Source organism: Actinomadura formosensis (genome assembly GCF_050948385.1).
Taxonomy (GTDB): domain Bacteria; phylum Actinomycetota; class Actinomycetes; order Streptosporangiales; family Streptosporangiaceae; genus Spirillospora; species Spirillospora formosensis.
In genome coordinates this window covers 219932-237069 of sequence record NZ_CP192011.1, presented here as the reverse complement: position 1 = coordinate 237069, position 17138 = coordinate 219932, and the positions used below count along the sequence as shown (strand labels likewise).

Here is a 17138-nt window from a genome sequence, read left to right as displayed (position 1 = left end):
AGTTCAGAACATACCTGCGGTTTTCCTCCGCTCGCGGAGGCGGGTACGCTTTGATCGCAAGAGGCCCCTTCGCCCTTGCGGCGACCGGGGCCTTCGTCGTGGGAAGGGAAATGGCATGCCTGCCATCGTTCTTGTCGGTGCCCAGTGGGGGGATGAGGGCAAGGGCAAGGCAACAGACCTGCTCGGCGGAGAGGTCGACTACGTCGTCCGCTACCAGGGCGGCAACAACGCCGGCCACACCGTGGTCATCGGCGACAAGAGCTACGCGCTGCACCTGCTGCCGTCCGGGGTGCTGTCGCCCGACGTCATCCCGGTCATCGGCAACGGCGTGGTGATCGACCCGGCCGTCCTGCTGCAGGAGATCGACGGCCTGCGGGAGCGCGGCATCTCGTGCGAGCGGCTGCTGATCTCGGCGAACGCGCATCTGATCATGCCGCACCACCGAGCCCTCGACAAGGTCACCGAGCGCTACCTCGGCAAGGCCCGGATCGGCACCACCGGGCGCGGCATCGGCCCCACCTACGCCGACAAGATCAACCGGATGGGCATCCGCGTCCAGGACCTGTTCGACCCGAACATCCTCACCCAGAAGCTCGACCTGGCGCTGCGCGAGAAGAACCAGGTCCTGACGAAGGTCTACAACCGGCGCCGCATCGAGACGGGCCCGATCGTCCAGGAGTACGTGACCTACGGCGAACGCCTGAAGCCGTTCATCGCCGACACCACGCTGGTGCTCAACAAGGCGCTGGACGACGGCAAGGTCGTTCTGCTGGAGGGCGCCCAGGGCACGCTGCTGGACATCGACCACGGCACCTACCCGTTCGTGACGTCGTCCAGCCCCACCGCCGGCGGCGCGTGCGCGGGCTCCGGCATCGGCCCCACGAAGATCAACCGCGTGATCGGCATCCTGAAGGCGTACACGACCCGCGTGGGCTCCGGGCCGTTCCCCACCGAACTGCTGGACGAGCAGGGCGAGTACCTGCGCAAGACCGGCGGCGAGTACGGCGTCACCACGGGACGCGACCGGCGCTGCGGCTGGTTCGACGCGGTCATCGCCCGCTACGCCACCCGCGTCAACGGCATCACGGACTACTTCCTCACCAAGCTGGACGTCCTGTCCGGGCTGGAGCGGGTCCCGGTGTGCGTCGCCTACGAGGTCGACGGCGAGCGGATGGGCGAGCTGCCCACGACGCAGACCGAATTCCACCACGCCAAGCCCGTCCTTGAGTACCTGGACGGCTGGCAGGAGGACATCACCGGCGCCAAGACGTTCGAGGACCTGCCGCACAACGCGCAGGCGTACGTCCGGGCGCTGGAGGAGATGTCCGGCGCGCAGATCTCCGCCATCGGCGTCGGCCCCGGCCGCGACCAGACGCTCTCACTTCGCTCCCTTGTCTGACATCGTTCACCGCGCGGCCGGTCACGGGCGGTAGCGTGCGTGCGGTGATCCCTACCGTCGAGGTGCACGGACACCGGGGCGCGCGCGGCCTCCGTCCGGAGAACACCCTTCCCGGTTTCGCCCACGCCCTCGGCCTCGGCGTCGACGTGATCGAACTGGATGTGGGCCTCACCTCCGACGGCACGGTCGTCCTGAACCACGATCAGGTCCTGTCGCCGGTGAACCTCACCGACACCGGCCCGGCCCAACCCGACGACCCCGATTTCCCCTACGTGGGCAAGGCGATCCGTGAGCTGACGCTCGCCCAGATCCGCACGGTGGACGCGGGCCTCGGCCACCGGGCGCCCGTGCCCGGCGCCCGGATCCCCACGCTGGCCGAGGCGTGCGCCCTGCTCGCCCCCTCGGACGTGAAACTCGCCGTCGAACTCAAGACCGACCCCTCCTGGACGGACGAGGAGGTCGAACTCTTCACGGCCGCCGTGGTGGACGTCCTGGCGTCCCACGGGCTGACCCGGAGAGCCCGCCTCCTGGCCTTCGACTGGCGCGTCCTGGCCGAGGCCCGGCGCCACTATCCGCTGTTCGACCGGGTCGCCCTGATCGAACGCGCGACCCTCGTCCCCGGCACGGCCTGGCCGGCGGGTCGCTCACCGGAGAACCCGGTGACCGCCGCGCTGGCCGCCGGCGCGACGATCCTCTCGCCCGAACACGCCATCACCACCCCCGCCCTCGTCGAGGAGGCCCACGCCTTCGCCCTCCCGGTCGCCGTCTGGACGGTCAACACCCCGGAGGACATGACCCGCTTCATCGGCTACGGCGTGGACGCGGTGGTCACCGACTACCCCGACCGCCTGCACCGGATTCTGGCGTCCCACGGCCTTCCCCGGCCGTCCCCGCGCATCCCGGCCGCCCACCTGCCCTAGCCGCGCGGGAAGAGTGCGCTCAGCCGGGGCGGCCCGCGCCGAGGTCCGGCCGGGGCGCCCCGGCGTGCCCGGCCGTTCTCTCAGCCGCGTCCTCGCCTACTCGTGCCCGCCGCCGTGGTCGCCCTCCTGTTCCATTCGGTCGAACAGTTGCTGCGCCTGTTCGGCGGTGAGGCGCTGGTCGAGGAGGGGCAGATAGACCTCCTCCTCCTTGGCGAAGTGCAGTTTGACCAGCGTGTAGGAGCCGTAGAGCACGCGGCGCAGCTCCCGCTGGGCCTGCGCGCTCGGCGGCTGCGTGAGCTGCTTGTTCAGGGCTTCCAGTTCATCGGTCAGCTTCACGACCTCCACGTGGTCGCGGCGCATCGTCGCGGTCACCGGCACGTTGCCGAGCAACCGGTCGATCTCCGCGTACAGCACCTTGTCCTCGGCCTGCGCGTGCGGCACCAGATGCCCGGCCAGGAACTCGTGGGCCGCGGTGGTCTTGGTCCGCAGTTCCTTCCACTGCGCGTTGCCGACGGCGTCGCCGGCGGCGCGCAGCTCCTCGATGTGGGGCAGCAGTTCCTTGTGCTCGTCCCGCAGCGGCTGGGTGACCGGCTCGGTCCGGCCCGCGTGTTCGGTGGCGGCCACCTGCCGCCCCTCGGCCTTCCCCTCGGTCTTCCCGGCGTTCCCGTCGCTGATCAGGTAGGCACCCCCCGCCAACGCGAGCGCCGCGATCCCGGAGGTCCCGATGACGAACCGTGAACGTACCTTTTTCATGTCCCATCTCCCTGTGCACACGGCCGGTGGCCGATCCTCGACGAGGAAGCTAGGAAGCCGCGGACGCACCCACCATGACGTGCGTCAATCAACCGCTCATCAGCCGAATTCCGGGGGGGTGTCCGGGTGAATACGCGGCAGCTTGACGCGCGTCATGTTCGTTCCCGGCGCGCTTCCCTACCGTCGACGGCGCCGACCTGGATCACAGGTTCCGCGGCCGATCGAAGAACCGGGAAGGGACGCGTCATGAGCGCTCAGACCAGCACACGACGGACGCTGCTGCGCAGCGGCGAATTCAGCTGCCCCTCGTGCGTCGCGAAGATCGAGAAGCGGCTGCTCCGCACGCCGGGCGTCACCGCCGCCAAGGTGCACTTCACCACCGGCAGGATCGAGATCGACCACGACCCGCGGGTCGCGTCCGTCGACACGCTGGTCACGGCCGTCGGCGAGGCCGGCTATCGCGCCGTCCCGTCCGCCTTCTGAGCGGATGATCCGTTGACCGGGCGACCGTCACAACTCGCAGGAGAGTCGATCTCCACGTTCACGTCGCGACCGCCGGCCTCACAGGTGTTGCGGGGAGCACGCCGGGCGGTCCGCCACCGGTGGGCCGCCTCCGCCGTCAGCGGACTGCTGATCGTCGCGGCCCCGATAGTCGAGCGGACGGTGGACCCGGACACCGGCAGGGCCCTGATGGTGGCGGCCTCGCTGGTGGCGGGCGGCCCCATCGCCGTACGGGCGGCGCGCTCCCTCGGCCACCGCACGATCGGCATCGAACTGCTGGTCACCACGGCCTCGGTCGGGGCGCTGGTCATCGGCGAGTTCTGGGAGGCCGCGGCGGTGACCTTCCTGTTCGCGGTCGGCGGGGCCCTGGAGGCGAGCACGCTGGGCCGCACCCGGCGGGCGCTGGCCGAACTGCTCGATCTGGCCCCCGCCGTGGCGGTGGTGGTCAGGGACGGCGAGCAGGTACAGGTCGCCGCCGACCAGGTCGGTGTCGGCGAGACCGTGCTGGTCAAGAACGGCGCCAAGGTGCCCGTGGACGGCGAGGTCATCGACGGGCGGGCCGTCGTGGACGAGGCGGGCATCACCGGGGAGTCGATCCCGGCGGACAAGGGCGCCGGCGCGAAGGTCTTCGCCGGCACGGTCAGCCGGGGCGGCTTCATCCGGGTCCGGGCGACCGGTGTGGGCGCCGACACCACGCTGGCGCGCGTCGTCCACCGGGTCGAGGAGGCGCAGGAGGAGAAGGCGCGGGCACAGCGGTTCATCGAACGGTTCTCCCGCTGGTACACCCCGGGGATCATGGTGCTCGCCGCCGTCGCCGGGCTGCTGACCGAAGATGTCGTGATGGCCCTGACCCTGCTGGTCATCAGCTGCCCCGGCGCGCTGGTGATCTCGATGCCGGTGTCGATCGTGGCCGGCATCGGCCGGGCCGCCCGGTCCGGCATCCTGATCAAAGGCGGTGAGCACCTGGAGACCGCGGCGAGGGTGACGGCCGTGGCGCTGGACAAGACCGGCACGCTGACCCGAGGACGGCCCCGGCTGACCGACCTGGTGCCGGTGCCGGGCACCACGCAACACGACCTGCTCGGCTGGGCCGCGCTGGCCGAGGCGGGCTCGGAGCACCCGCTGGCACGGCCGGTGCTGGAAGCCGCCCGGGAGGCGGGTCTGCCGGCGCCACCGCTGCCCGACCAGGTCGTACCGCACCCGGGCAAGGGCGTGCAGGCCCGTTCCGGTACGCACCGGATCGTGGTCGGCTCGCTCGGCCTGCTCGCCGAGTCGGGGATCGTGGCGGATCCCTGGACGCGGGCCACGGTGGCCGGATTCGCCGAGGCCGGCCGCACCCCCATGGCGGTCGCCCTCGACGGGGCGGTGCTCGGCGTCATCGCCATGGCCGACGAGGTACGGGCCGACGCCGCCGCGATGGTCCGGGAACTGCGCGACGCGGGTGTGCGGCGGGTGGTCATGCTGACCGGCGACGATGCGCGCGTCGCCCGAGCCGTCGCCGCGACCACCGGTGTCGCGGAGGTACGGGCCGGTCTGCTGCCGGAGGACAAGCTTGCGGCGGTCCGGGCGTTGCAGGCCGAGGGGCAGGTCGTCGCGATGGTGGGTGACGGGGTCAACGACGCACCCGCCCTGGCCACCGCGGACGTCGGGATCGCGATGGGCGCCGCCGGAAGCGACGTCGCACTTGAGACCGCCGATCTGGCGCTGATGAGCGACAACCTGATGCGGTTGCCGGAGGCGATCAGGCTGTCTCGGCTGACCGTGCGCAACCTCCGCCAGAACGCGGCCATCGCGCTGGTCACGGTGGCCGTGTTGCTGAGCGGCGTACTGCTGGGCGGGGTGACCATGGCGATCGGGATGTTCGTGCATCAGGCCTCGGTGCTGGTCGTGATCGTCAATGGCATGCGGCTGCTGCGGATACGGCCGCGTACCGTGGAAGCCCACCGGGCGTGTACCGCAGCCGGTGAGGTGCGGCCCGCCACCGCGGGGAGCAGGTGAGGGACATGGGGAAGGATCGCCGGACCACGCCGCTGCGGCGCCCCTGCGCCGCCCCGCACGACTGCCCGCGGCCGATGCGGCTGAAGGTGCTGTCGCACGCCCGGTTCTTCACCGGGCTGGGCGTCGCCGAGATCGCCGCCATCGAAGCCCGCATGCGGGTCCGCGGGTACGCCGAGGGCGAGCGGATCTACCATGCCGGCGCTCATGCCGACCACCTGTTCGTACTGGCCAGCGGCCGGGTCAAGCTGGTCCGCCCGACACCGGACGGGCAGGACGTGCTGGTCGACATCGTCACGCCGGGGGGCCTGTTCGGAACGCTGACCACGCTCGGCGAGCCGGAGTTCACCGACACCGCCGAGGCGCTCACGGTCGCGTGCGCGCTGTCCATCTCCGCGGACGACTTCCGCGCCGTCCTGCACCGGCACCCCAGCGTCGCGCTCGCGGTGGTGGACTACCTCGGGCACCGCCTGGAGGAGACGCGGCAGGCCCTGCGGCGGCTGTCGGGCGGCACGGTCGAGCAGCGGGTCGCGGCGACCCTCCTGACCTTGGCCGACCGGCTCGGCGAACCCAGGCGCGGCGCCGTCCTGTTGCAACTGCCACTGACCCGCAGCGACCTGGCCGCGATGACCGGCAGCACGACGGAGTCGGTCAGCAGGGCCATGAGCCGGCTGCGCAAGGAAGGCGTCATCGAGACCGGCCGCCGATGGACCTCGATCATCGACCGGGACCGCCTCGCCCGGCTGGCCGATGCGGACGCCCGCCCAGCGAAAGACCGAAACTGACGGCGATCGCCGGTCCGGCCCGGCGGCCAGGGCAACCGGGACATCCCTCCCTTATCGTCGTTTGCTGTATGCGCATGATCGACCACCCTTAGTGTGTGAACGTGCCGACACGAGAACACGAGATCTGGCTCGACCTGATCCAGGAACGACCACTGTTAGCGGCGGACCTGCTGCGCCTGGTGCATCCGGAGATTCCGGATTTCGAGCGGGCCCGCATCGAGTCCGGGGGGCTGAACGAGCACAAGCCGACGGAGTACCGCGCCGACTCGGTGGTCAGCCTGCTGGCCGGCGACGAGACGGCGCTGGCGCTGATCGTGGAGGTGCAGCGCGGCCCGGTCAAGGACAAGCGCTGGAGCTGGCCGGCCTATCTGGGGGCGCTCTGGGGCCGCCGGCGGTGCCCGGTGGCCCTGCTGGTGATCTGTCCCGACCGGGGTGTCGCACGGCAGGCCCGGGTTCCGATCCGGATGGGACATCCGGGCCTGGTGGTCACGCCGCTGGTCCTGGGTCCGGACGAGATCCCGGTGATCATCGACCCGGGCGAGGCGGCGGAGAACGTGGAGCTGACGGTGCTGTCGGCGCTGGTGCACGGCACCGAACCGACCGCGGAGAAGATCTTCGCCGCCATGTTCGACGCGTTCCACCACACCGATACCGACGAGGCCCAGGGATATATTGACGAACTGCTGGCAATGCTTCCCCGAGCGGCCGGGCAGCTTCTGGAGGCGATGATGCAGACCAAGCAACGCGAGTACAAGAGCGACTACTTCCGCAGGGCCGAGGCCGAGGGCAGGGCCAAGGGCGAGGCCGAGGGCAGGGCCAAGGGCGAGGCCGAGGGCAGGGCCAAAGGCGAGGCCGAAGGCGAGGCCAGGGCGCTCCTGACCGTGCTGGACAGCCGCGGCATCGAGGTGACCGACGAGATCCACGCCCGCATCATCGGATGCACCGACCTCGAGCAGCTCGACACCTGGCTCCGCCGTGCCGTGACCGCCGCCTCGGCCGGTGACCTCTTCGACTGATCTACGAGCGTCGCCGTCTTTGAGCAGGGCCGCACAGCCCCGCCGCCGCCGGTGGCGGGGCTACAGCCAGCCGTTGCGGCGGAAGCCTCTGTACAGAGCCAGGCACGCCAGGGTGATGACGCCGAGGATCATGGGGTAGCCGTAGTGCCACTGGGTTTCGGGCATGTGCTTGAAGTTCATGCCGTAGACCCCCGCTATGGCGGTGGGGACCATGAAGATGGCGCCCCAGGCGGAGATCTTGCGCATGTCCTTGTTGTCGGCGACGGTGACCTGGGTCATGTGCGCCTGGAGGATGGGGTTGAGGAGTTCGTCGTAGGACTCGACCTGCTCGCGGACGCGGGTGAGGTGGTCCTCGACGTCGCGGAGGTACTCCTTTATCTCGGCGGGGACGAAGCGGCGGCCGGAGAGGTTGCGCAGCGGGCCGGCGAGCGGGCCCACGGCGCGCTTGAGCTGGATGACCTCGCGCTTGAGCCGGTAGATGCGGCGGGACTCGTCGGTGCGCTCCGGGGAGAAGACGGCCTCTTCGACCTCGTCGATGTCCTCCATGACGGCGGCGGCGACGCAGACGTAGCCGTCCACGACGCGGTCGGCGACGGCGTGCAGGACGGCGGCGGGGCCGAGCGCGAGGCGGGCCGGGTCCTTCTCCAGGTCGCACCGGACGGCGCCGAGCGCGCCGTGGGTGCCGTGCCGGACGGTGACGACGAAGTCGGGCCCGCAGAAGAGCATGACCTCGCCGGTGACCACGACCTCGGGGCCGCCCGGCTCGCTCGGCACGTACCCGACGGTCTTCATGACGACGAAGTGGACGTCGTCGTAGCGCTCCAGCTTGGGCCGCTGGTGGGCGTGGATGGCGTCCTCGACGGCGAGCGGGTGCAGGCCGAAGACCTCGGCGATGTCGGCGAGTTCGGCGGCGGACGGCTCGTGGAGGCCGACCCAGACGAAGCCGGCGCTGTCGCCGTCGGGAATGAGGCGGCCGTCGCGGACGAGGCGGACGGCGTCGGCGACGGTGGCGGTGGAGACGCGGTGCCCGTCGATGTAGGCGGCCCAGTCGATGACGGCGGAATGGCGGTTCGGCGGCTGCACGCTCGTGGGGCGGCCGCGTGTCTTGAACAGCGCGCGGCCCGGACGGACTCGTGTCATGGCCATGAGGTGCTCCTAACCCGCCGGCCACGCACCGAGCGCGCGCTCGACCCAGGCTGGTCAGCTAAGGGAGCGCGCGAGGGCGACGGCCGGACGCCAGACGGAGGCGGACGGAAGAACAGTCCTGTGCGGACTGTGAGGGTTTTCTGGCGAACTGCAAGTATCACCAGGACTCATCCCGACCACCTCCTTTCACACACCTCGACACCGGGCGGTCAAGCCCGTGGCAGCTTACCAGCCGCTATTTAGGACGCCGTCCATAACGGCAAGGTTCACCGGCCCCAATGTGATGGTCACCTCACCGGCCTCAACGCCCGTTAGGGCGGGGACTATGCCGGACCTACCCCGAGGCGGGATCTGTAAGCTCGCATGACGTGCGAGTACTCGTCCTTGGATCGGGTGGCCGCGAGCATGCGCTCGCCCGCGCCCTGCACCGCGACCCTGCCGTCACCGCTCTCCACTGCGCCCCGGGCAATCCGGGCACGGCCGAGATCGCGGACAACCACCAGCTCGACCCGTGCGATCCGACGGCGGTGACCGAGCTGGCCGCACGGCTGCGGATCGAGCTCGTCGTCGTCGGCCCGGAGGCGGTGCTGGTGGCGGGGGTCGGCGACGCCCTGCGCAGGGCGGGCATCCCGTGTTTCGGCCCGGACCGCGCCGCCGCCCGGATCGAGGCGTCCAAGGCGTTCGCGAAGGAGATCATGGCGGAGGCCGGGGTGCCCACCGCCGCGGCGCGGGTCTGTGAGACGTCCGCGCAGGTCGAGGCGGCGCTGGACGCGTTCGGCCCGCCCTACGTGGTGAAGGACGACGGTCTCGCGGCCGGCAAGGGCGTCGTCGTCACCGAGGACCGCGCGATCGCCTCCCGGCACGCCGCCGCCTGCGCCCGCGTCGTGATCGAGGAGTTCCTGGACGGCCCCGAGGTCTCCCTGTTCGCGCTGTGCGACGGGCAGCACGCCGTCCCGCTGCTGCCCGCCCAGGACTTCAAGCGCGCCTACGACGGTGACGAGGGCCCCAACACGGGTGGGATGGGCGCCTACACGCCGCTTCCCTGGGCGCCACCGGACCTTGTGGACGAGGTCATGTCCACGGTCGTCCAGCCCGCCGTGGACGAGCTGCGCCGCCGCGAGACGCCGTACGTGGGCGTCCTGTACGCGGGGCTGGCGCTGACGTCCAGGGGGGTGCGCGTGGTGGAGTTCAACGCGCGCTTCGGCGATCCCGAGACCCAGGTCGTCCTGGACCGGCTGGCGACCCCGATCGCCACGCTCCTGCAGGCGTGCGCGATCGGCGGGCTCGACCCCGCGTTCCGTCCCGAATGGCATCCGGGCGCGGCCGTCACCGTCGTCGTGGCCGCCGAGGGCTATCCGGCCGCCCCCGTGAAGGGCGACGAGATCACCGGGCTGGGCGAGGCCGCCAGGGTGCCCGGCGCGTACGTCCTGCACGCGGGCACGAAGCTCGGCGGGGAGGGACGTCTCGTCGCGAACGGTGGGCGTGTCCTGAACGTCGTCGGGACCGGCCCCGACCTCGCCGCCGCCCGCGCCACCGCCTACGCGGCCGTCTCCAAGATCGCCCTCCGCGGCTCCCACCACCGGGGGGACATCGCACTCAAGGCCGCCAGCGTCATCGACCCTGGGTAATGCGACAATTGTCGGGTGATTGAGCGGTACACACTTCCGGAGATGGGGCGCGTCTGGAGCGACGCGCACAAGTACGAGCTGTGGTGCCAGTTGGAGGTCCTCGTCGTCGAGGCCCACGCCGAGGCCGGCACGATCCCGCCGGAGGTGGTGGAGCCGGTGCGCAAGGCGCCGCCGCCGACGCCCGAGGCGGTGCACGAGATCGAGGCGGTCACCCAGCATGACGTGATCGCCTTCCTGTCGGCGTGGGCGGACAACACCGAGCCGCGGGAGGCCGCCCGGTACGTCCATTTCGGCATGACGTCGTCCGACCTGCTGGACACCGCGCTCGCGCTGCAGCTCGTCGAGGCCACCGACATCCTGCTGGAGAAGGCCGACACGCTGGTCGCGACGCTGCGCGACCACGCGCTCGCGCACCGGGCGACGCTGCGGGTCGGGCGGACGCACGGCATCCACGGCGAACCGGACGTGTGGGGGCACCGCGTCGCCGACTTCGCGTTCGCGATGGCCCGCTCCCGGGACCGGCTGCGGCGCGCCCGCGAGGCCGTCGGGGTGATGGCGATCTCCGGCGCGGTCGGGACGTACTCCAACATCGACCCGGCGGTCGAGCTGCACGTGGCGCGGAAGCTGGGGCTGCGGTCGGCCGACGTGTCGACGCAGGTCGTGATGCGCGACGGCATCAGCGAGTGGGTGTCCGCGCTGGCGATCATGGCGACGGTGTGCGAGGCGATCGCGCTGGAGGTCCGGCACGGGCAGCGCACCGAGGTCCGCGAGCTGTGGGAGCCCTTCGGGAAGGGGCAGAAGGGCTCGTCGGCGATGCCGCACAAGAAGAACCCGATCATCTCTGAGCGGCTCGCCGGGATGGCCCGGATCGTCCGCGCCCAGATCGTCCCGGTTCTGGAGGGCATTCCGCTGTGGCACGAGCGCGACATCTCGCACTCGTCCACCGAGCGGATCGCGCTGCCGGACGCGTCCATCGCGCTCGACTACATGCTGAACCTGACGAACCGCCTCATGTCCGGGCTTGTCGTGGACGAGGCGCGGATGAAGGCGAACCTGGAGTCGACCGGCGGGCTCATCTACACCTCCACCGTGCTCCTGGAACTGGTCGAGGCGGGCATGTCCCGCGACGACGAGGCGTACCCGCTCGTCCAGAAGGCCGCGATGGAGACGTGGGAGAGCGGGACGCCCTTCCGCGAGACGCTCCGCAGGCACGCCGCCGAGGCGGGCCTGAAACTGGACGAGAAGCGCCTGGACGAGGTGTGCCGTCCCGAGCGCTTCGTCGAACGCCTGGACCCGGTCTTCGACCGGTTGGCCACTCTCGGCTGAGAGCAGGAACCGACAGGAGGGGCCCTTGAAGGGGACCGTGACCGAGCTGAACGCCTATCCGCTCAAGAGCGGCGGCGGAACCACGCTGCGCAGCGCCGAACTGACCGCCAGGGGTCTGCCGTTCGACCGGGAGTTCATGCTGATCACCCCCAAGGGTCGTCTCCTGTCCCAGCGGGAACTCGCGCAGATGGCGCTGTTGCGTCCGTCCTATGACGGCGAGGTCCTCACAGTGGACGCTCCCGAAACCTCACCGCTCGTCCACAAGGCCATGGACGACGGTGAGGTTCTGGACGTGACCGTCCACCGGAAGGAGTGCCAGGGCATCGACCAGGGCGATGAGGCCGCGGCCTGGTTCTCGGACCTGTTCGGCACCGACTGCCGCCTCGTCCGCTTCACCGGTCACCGGCCCACGTCACGGGGCGGCGGGGAGCTGATGTTCGCCGACGGGTACCCGCTGCTGGTCATCTCCGCCGAATCCCTGGCCGATCTCAACACGCGCCTGGACGAGCCGCTCCCGATGAACCGGTTCCGTCCGAGCATCGTCATCGAGGGCCTCGGCCCTTACGGCGAGGACGACGTGCGCCTCCTGCGCGTCGGCGGGGCCGTCATCGAGATGGTCAAGTCGTGCGCCCGGTGCGTCATCACGACCACCGACCAGGAGACCGCTGAGCGCGGCCGTGAGCCGCTGCGGACGCTCGCCGGCTACCGCAACCGGGACGGCGGCGTCCAGTTCGGCTACAACGCCGTACCGCGCGTTCTGGGCGCCCTCACGGTCGGCGACCCGATCGAGGTCCTCGAACCTCGCTGACTCCCCGGCGCCGCCCTCCCGGCCGATGACGGCGGCCAGGCGATTCACCTAAATGATCACGATAGTCGCCCCTGCGGAAGGTCGCCGCCCCTAGGCTCACCTTGGGAAATTTCCTGGGGAGTGCGAACTTTTGGCGTGTTGCGGAGGTCTCACCATGCAGACTGACGCCAGCGTGGCGGACCGGGCGGCGCACGTCCGGTCCGGTGGTTTACTGGGGGTCGCGTTGGCGCAGAGGGGGATACCGTTCGGCGCGCTCGGCCCTCGTGCTCCCGATTGATTGCAGGCACCCTAACCGCACCCGAGAAGGAGTAAGGCGGCATGAGCATGGGCCACGAGGTTCGCTACCGCGTGCACGGCGGCCGGCAGCTGCACGGCACGGTTTTCATTCAAGGGGCGAAGAACGCCGTTCTACCGATGATCGGGGCCTCGCTGATGGCCGCCAAGGGGCGGACCGTGCTGCGCAACGTCCCGATCATCGAGGACGTGCGGCGGGCGGTGGAGCTCGCGCGGGCCATCGGGGCCAAGGCCGAACTGCACGAGACCGAGCGCACCCTGGTGATCGACGCGTCCTCGCTGAGCAGCCCGGTACTGCCCGCCGACATCGCGTCCCGGTTCCGGGGGTCGTTCCTGTTCGTCCCGGCGCTGCTGCACCGGCTCGGTGAGGCGATCATCGAGGGCGTCGGCGGCTGCAACCTCGGCAGCCGCAACCTCGACTTCCACTACAACGGCTTCAAGCGGATGGGCGCCACGGTCACCGAGCACGTGGCCGACAACGGCGACGGCATCATCCACATCAAGGCCGGCGACCTGCGCGGCGGGACGCTCTACTGCGACACCCCCTCGCACACCGGCACCGAGAACCTGATCATGGCGGCGGCGCTGGCGCACGGCACCACGCTGATCAAGAACGCGGCACTGGAGCCGGAGGTGCTGGACAACATCGCGATCCTCCAGGCGATGGGCGCCAGGATCAGCGGCGGCGGCACCGGGTTCATCACGGTCGAGGGCGTGGACGAGCTGACCGCCGTCGAGCACACCGTGATGCCCGACCGGATCGACACGGGCGTGTTCGTGATGGCCGCCGCGATCACCGGCGGCGACCTGAGCCTCGTCGGCGCCACGCTGGAGCACCTCGGCGTCGCCGCCGACAAGCTGGAGCAGATGGGCGTCGAGTTCCACCAGCAGGGCGCGGTACTGCAGGTCCGCCGGGACCGGACGCTCCGTCCGATCAACGTCATCACCGACGAGTACCCGGGCTTCGCCACCGACCTGCAGTCGCCGATCATGGCGCTGTCGTGCCTCGCCGAGGGACCGTCCTACATCTACGAGCGGATCTTCGACGGCCGGTTCAAGCTGGCCGACGAGCTGCGCAAGATGGGCGCCGACATCGAGGTGGACGGCAACCGCGCGAAGGTGAACGGCCCGCGCGCGCTGCGCGGCGCCGAGGTGGAGGCGCACGACCTGCGCTGCGGCAGTGCCCTCGTCCTCGCGGGCCTCGCCGCCGAGGGCGAGACGACGATCACCTCCGCCTACTATCTCGACCGCGGGCACGCGCACACGGCCGAGCGGCTGTCGCAGCTCGGCGCGGAGATCGTCCGCGAGGTCGGCTAGGGGACGGCCGGGCGGCGGGAAAGCGACCGAATGTGGCCCCGCCCTGACCAACTCCGGTGCGGCGCCTGACGGAACGTGTAACGCCGGCTCACGAAAATCGCCGAGCCGAGAGTTACCGAACGGCTACACCTTGCTGCCGCAGACGGGCGCGACCCACGCCGATCCGGGCGGATGACCAGGGAAGAAACCCAGGGAACACCCCCGGATGAACCAGTCCGTAACCCGGTAAAAAATCACCGAAGCGAACGATCCGCCCCCGTACGGACGGATCGTTCGTCTTTTCGCTGCGACAACATCGACACGTGCGGCTTCCGGTCCGCAGGTAAACCAAACGGGTACCGCAGGGGTCCCTCCTGTACGTGAGAGCGTCAGAAGGGTCCCCTCGCCGTGTTTTCGGGTCTTGTTTTTCAACTTCGGACGTCCCAAGATGCAGGATCAAGGCTGGCCGAATGGTGACAAATGACTGACCAGGGGGTCGCGTAGGTTACTTTTTCGCCGCACTCTTGATTCGATTTCGCGTCTGGGCGTCACATCTCGTCGCCCTGACCCGATCTGCCCACTGAGGAACGGGCTCTCTTCCGCTTCAGGACGGGGGCCGAGGGAAGGCGACCCCTTCCGCTTTAGGGTGGCGGGTGGGGCTGCGGGAAGGCGGCTCCCTCCGCTTCAGGGTGGTGGGTGGGGGCTGCGGGAAGGCGAATCGCACAAGACTGCGGTGCTGGGGCAGAAGGCAGGGGCGACAAGCCATGAGTCAACCGTTGGGCGAAACGTGCGCGAACGCGTGGCCGGGGCGGCGCCCCCGCCGAGAGGACGGACCGGAAGCGAGCGATCATCGATGACGGCCGCACGAACGGGGTCGGTTACCCCCGACCTCACGATCGGTGTCGTGGGCCCCCACGACCTGGTGGAACGGGTCATGCTGATGGGCCACGGCCCCACGCCGGTACCGAGCCGGCTGGTGGCCGCCGCGTACCGGGACGAGCAGGAGGCGGCCGACAAGGTCGTGCGGCTGGGGTCGGGCGTGGACGTGTGCCTGTTCGCCAGCCCCGTCCCCTACGACTTCGCGCGCAAGGCCGGCGTGCTCACCATGCCCGCCACGTACGTCCCGCTGAACGGCGCCGCCCTGCAGGGCGCGCTGCTGCGGGCGGCCCTCGACGAGCGCTTCGACCCGGCCAGGGTGAGCATCGACGTGCTCGGCCGCGCCGAGGTCGAGGAGGCCTACGCCGAGATCAGCCTCGGCACCGAGCAGGTGCACCTGCGCGAGGAGGCCGCCGGCCCCGGGACGCTCGCCGCGTTCCACGAGCGGCTGTGGCGGCGCGGCTCGACGACCGTCGCGGTGACCTGCGTGCACGCCACCGCCGAACGCATGGAGATGGCCGGCGTGCCCACGATCCGGGTCCGCCCGACCGGCGCCGCGATCCGCAGTTCCCTGCAGACCGCCGCGCTCCTCGGCGCCCACCACCGGCTGGAGGAGTCACAGCTCGTCGTCGTGCTGGTGGACGTCCCGACCCTCCGTGAGACGCCCCGCCGCGTCACCCCCCGCTACTGGCGCGACGAACTGAAGCTCGCGCTGCACCGCGTCCTGCTCCAGGAGGCGCACCGGATGAACGCCTCCGTGTGGTCACTGGACGACCACAGCTACCTCGTCATCGCCACGCGCGGCTCCGTCACCGCGTCCACCGAGGGCTTCCGGACGCCGCCGTTCGTGGAGCGCGTCCGCGAGGAACTGGGCCTCGCCATCGAGGTCGGCATCGGCATGGGCCGCACCGCGCACGAGGCGGAGAACCACGCCCGCGCCGCGCTGGCCCGCTCGCAGAGCTCCCAGCGCACCCAGGGCTTCGTCCTGGACCGGGACGGCCGCGCCCTCGTCCCCGCGCCCCGCACGCCACCGCGCTCCCAGCCGCAGGCGAAGCCGAAGGGCCTGGAGATCCTCGCCCGCCTCGCCGACAAGCTCGGCGACCAGGAGCAGCCGCTGATCGTGGACGCCGAGAACGCCGGCAAGATGCTCGGCGTCACCCCGCGCACGGCCCGCCGCCTCCTGCGCACCCTGGTCGAGGAGGGCCTGGCCTGGCCCCTCCCCCCGAACCGCACCCCGCAGCCCGGCCGCCCCCGCCAGCTCTACCGCCTGATCGTCGAAAAACTGGGGCCCGCCGCCAAGACCACCTGAACGTCAGTCGCGGTGGGGGAAGGACTTGGCGACCGCCAGGAAGGCGTCGTTCTCCTCCGGGGCGCCGATGGAGATGCGCGCGCCCTCGCCGGCGAAGGGGCGGACGCTCACGCCCTGGGCGTCGCAGGCGGCGGAGAACTCCATCGTCCGGTCACCGAGGCGGAGCCAGACGAAGTTGGCCTCGGTCGGCGGGACCGTCCAGCCGTCGGCGAGGAGGGCGCTGCGGACCCGGTCGCGTTCCTTCACCGTGCCCTCGACGCGCTCCAGCAGTTCGTCGGTCGCCGCCAGGGACGCGATCCCGGCGGCCTGGGCGACGGAGTTCACGCTGAACGGCAGGAACGTCTTGCGGATCGCGCCCGCCACCAGCGGGTGCGCGACGAGGAACCCGATGCGCAGGCCGGCGAGCCCGTACGCCTTGGAGAACGTCCGCAGGATCGCGAGGTTCGGGCGGTCGCCGTAGAGGGTGAGCCCGTCCGGGACCTCGTCGTCGCGGACGTACTCGCGGTACGCCTCGTCCAGCACGACCAGGCAGTCGGACGGGACACGGTCCAGGAACGCCTCGATCTCGGCGCGCCGGACGGCGGTGCCCGTCGGGTTGTTCGGGTTGCAGATGAAGACCAGCCGCGTCCGGTCGGTGATCGCGTCCGCCATCGCGGCGAGGTCGTGGGTCTCCTCGCGCAGCGCCACCTGCGCGCTCGTCGCGCCCGACAGCGCCACCAGCAGCGGGTACGCCTCGAACGACCGCCACGCGTACACGACCTCGGCGCCCGGCTCCGCGACGGCCTCCAGCAGCATCTGCGTCATCCCGACCGAGCCGCAGCCCACCGCGACGTGGTCGGCGGGGACGCCGCAGAACCCGGCGATCGCCTCGGTCAGCGCGGTCGCGTTGTTGTCGGGGTAGCGGTTGATGTTCTCCGCCGCCTCGGCGATGGCGTCCACCACCGACGGCAGCGGGCCGTGCGGCGACTCGTTGGACGACAGCTTGAACGAGCGGCCCTCGGGTGACACCACGACCTTCCCTGGCTTGTAGGCCACGAACCGGTCGAGGACGGAGCGGAAGCGCGGAGTGGTTGCCTCGGACACCGT

At 70.8% G+C, this 17138-nt stretch carries 14 protein-coding genes; 11 read left to right on the top strand and 3 right to left on the bottom strand.

Translation table 11 applies throughout. From position 1 onward, the window contains the following. Positions 1 to 115: 115 nt before the first annotated feature. Both ACQP1N_RS01120 and ACQP1N_RS01115 read left to right on the top strand, forming a co-directional pair. Positions 116 to 1399 carry an adenylosuccinate synthase gene (locus ACQP1N_RS01120; protein ID WP_433228605.1) on the top strand — a complete coding sequence of 428 codons (1284 nt, stop codon included), beginning with the start codon at positions 116 to 118 and terminating at the stop codon, positions 1397 to 1399. 44 nt (positions 1400 to 1443) lie between these two features. Then, positions 1444 to 2319 (top strand): glycerophosphodiester phosphodiesterase family protein, encoded by an 876-nt coding sequence (locus tag ACQP1N_RS01115; protein ID WP_433228603.1) that lies wholly within the window; start codon positions 1444 to 1446, stop codon positions 2317 to 2319. Positions 2320 to 2415: 96 nt separating this feature from the next. On the opposite strand, the gene ACQP1N_RS01110 is transcribed toward ACQP1N_RS01115, so the two are convergent. Beyond that, positions 2416 to 3072, bottom strand: coding sequence for a hemerythrin domain-containing protein (locus ACQP1N_RS01110; RefSeq protein WP_067793955.1), 657 nt, complete (start codon positions 3070 to 3072; stop codon positions 2416 to 2418). A 246-nt stretch (positions 3073 to 3318) separates the two neighbouring features. On the opposite strand from ACQP1N_RS01110, the gene ACQP1N_RS01105 reads away from it, so the two are divergent. From ACQP1N_RS01105 to ACQP1N_RS01090, 4 genes are all read left to right on the top strand, one after another. Beyond that, positions 3319 to 3555 (top strand): heavy-metal-associated domain-containing protein, encoded by a 237-nt coding sequence (locus ACQP1N_RS01105; RefSeq protein WP_067793954.1) that lies wholly within the window; start codon positions 3319 to 3321, stop codon positions 3553 to 3555. Positions 3556 to 3642: 87 nt separating this feature from the next. Next, positions 3643 to 5571, top strand: a complete 1929-nt coding sequence (locus tag ACQP1N_RS01100) for a heavy metal translocating P-type ATPase (protein WP_433228601.1) — start codon at positions 3643 to 3645, stop codon at positions 5569 to 5571. 5 nt (positions 5572 to 5576) lie between these two features. Further along, the gene (locus tag ACQP1N_RS01095) at positions 5577 to 6353 is read left to right on the top strand and encodes a Crp/Fnr family transcriptional regulator (RefSeq protein WP_067793952.1); all 777 of its coding nucleotides are present in this window, start codon (positions 5577 to 5579) and stop codon (positions 6351 to 6353) included. A 101-nt stretch (positions 6354 to 6454) separates the two neighbouring features. Then, positions 6455 to 7369, top strand: coding sequence for a hypothetical protein (locus ACQP1N_RS01090; protein ID WP_433228599.1), 915 nt, complete (start codon positions 6455 to 6457; stop codon positions 7367 to 7369). 60 nt (positions 7370 to 7429) lie between these two features. On the opposite strand, the gene ACQP1N_RS01085 is transcribed toward ACQP1N_RS01090, so the two are convergent. Beyond that, positions 7430 to 8515 (bottom strand): magnesium and cobalt transport protein CorA, encoded by a 1086-nt coding sequence (locus tag ACQP1N_RS01085; protein ID WP_067793950.1) that lies wholly within the window; start codon positions 8513 to 8515, stop codon positions 7430 to 7432. A 368-nt stretch (positions 8516 to 8883) separates the two neighbouring features. Here ACQP1N_RS01085 and purD point away from each other — a divergent pair, with 368 nt between their 5' ends. The 5 genes from purD to ACQP1N_RS01060 all read left to right on the top strand — a co-directional run bounded on the left by purD (position 8884) and on the right by ACQP1N_RS01060 (position 16052). Then, positions 8884 to 10143: a phosphoribosylamine--glycine ligase gene (purD, locus tag ACQP1N_RS01080; protein ID WP_433228597.1), complete on the top strand. Its 1260-nt coding sequence runs from the start codon at positions 8884 to 8886 to the stop codon at positions 10141 to 10143. Between the two features lie 15 nt (positions 10144 to 10158). Further along, positions 10159 to 11469 carry an adenylosuccinate lyase gene (purB, locus tag ACQP1N_RS01075; protein WP_433228596.1) on the top strand — a complete coding sequence of 437 codons (1311 nt, stop codon included), beginning with the start codon at positions 10159 to 10161 and terminating at the stop codon, positions 11467 to 11469. Positions 11470 to 11494: 25 nt separating this feature from the next. Continuing rightward, positions 11495 to 12277, top strand: a complete 783-nt coding sequence (locus ACQP1N_RS01070; RefSeq protein ID WP_433228594.1) for an MOSC domain-containing protein — start codon at positions 11495 to 11497, stop codon at positions 12275 to 12277. Between the two features lie 324 nt (positions 12278 to 12601). Next, a complete protein-coding gene (gene murA, locus ACQP1N_RS01065) occupies positions 12602 to 13888 on the top strand; it encodes a UDP-N-acetylglucosamine 1-carboxyvinyltransferase (RefSeq protein ID WP_067793972.1) in 1287 nt (428 codons plus the stop codon). Positions 13889 to 14786: 898 nt separating this feature from the next. Then, positions 14787 to 16052, top strand: a complete 1266-nt coding sequence (locus tag ACQP1N_RS01060) for a GTP cyclohydrolase IIa (RefSeq protein WP_433232548.1) — start codon at positions 14787 to 14789, stop codon at positions 16050 to 16052. Positions 16053 to 16055: 3 nt separating this feature from the next. On the opposite strand, the gene hisC is transcribed toward ACQP1N_RS01060, so the two are convergent. Next, positions 16056 to 17135 (bottom strand): histidinol-phosphate transaminase, encoded by a 1080-nt coding sequence (gene hisC, locus ACQP1N_RS01055; protein ID WP_067793946.1) that lies wholly within the window; start codon positions 17133 to 17135, stop codon positions 16056 to 16058. Positions 17136 to 17138 lie beyond the last annotated feature (3 nt).

Bases quoted from the DNA above. Each gene is read 5' to 3' on its own strand.
- ACQP1N_RS01120 (WP_433228605.1), top strand. From the start codon at position 116: ATGCCTGCCATCGTTCTTGTCGGTGCCCAGTGGGGGGATGAGGGCAAG.
- ACQP1N_RS01110 (WP_067793955.1), bottom strand. From the start codon at position 3,072: ATGAAAAAGGTACGTTCACGGTTCGTCATCGGGACCTCCGGGATCGCG.
- ACQP1N_RS01105 (WP_067793954.1), top strand. From the start codon at position 3,319: ATGAGCGCTCAGACCAGCACACGACGGACGCTGCTGCGCAGCGGCGAA.
- ACQP1N_RS01095 (WP_067793952.1), top strand. From the start codon at position 5,577: ATGGGGAAGGATCGCCGGACCACGCCGCTGCGGCGCCCCTGCGCCGCC.
- ACQP1N_RS01085 (WP_067793950.1), bottom strand. From the start codon at position 8,515: ATGGCCATGACACGAGTCCGTCCGGGCCGCGCGCTGTTCAAGACACGC.
- murA (WP_067793972.1), top strand. From the start codon at position 12,602: ATGGGCCACGAGGTTCGCTACCGCGTGCACGGCGGCCGGCAGCTGCAC.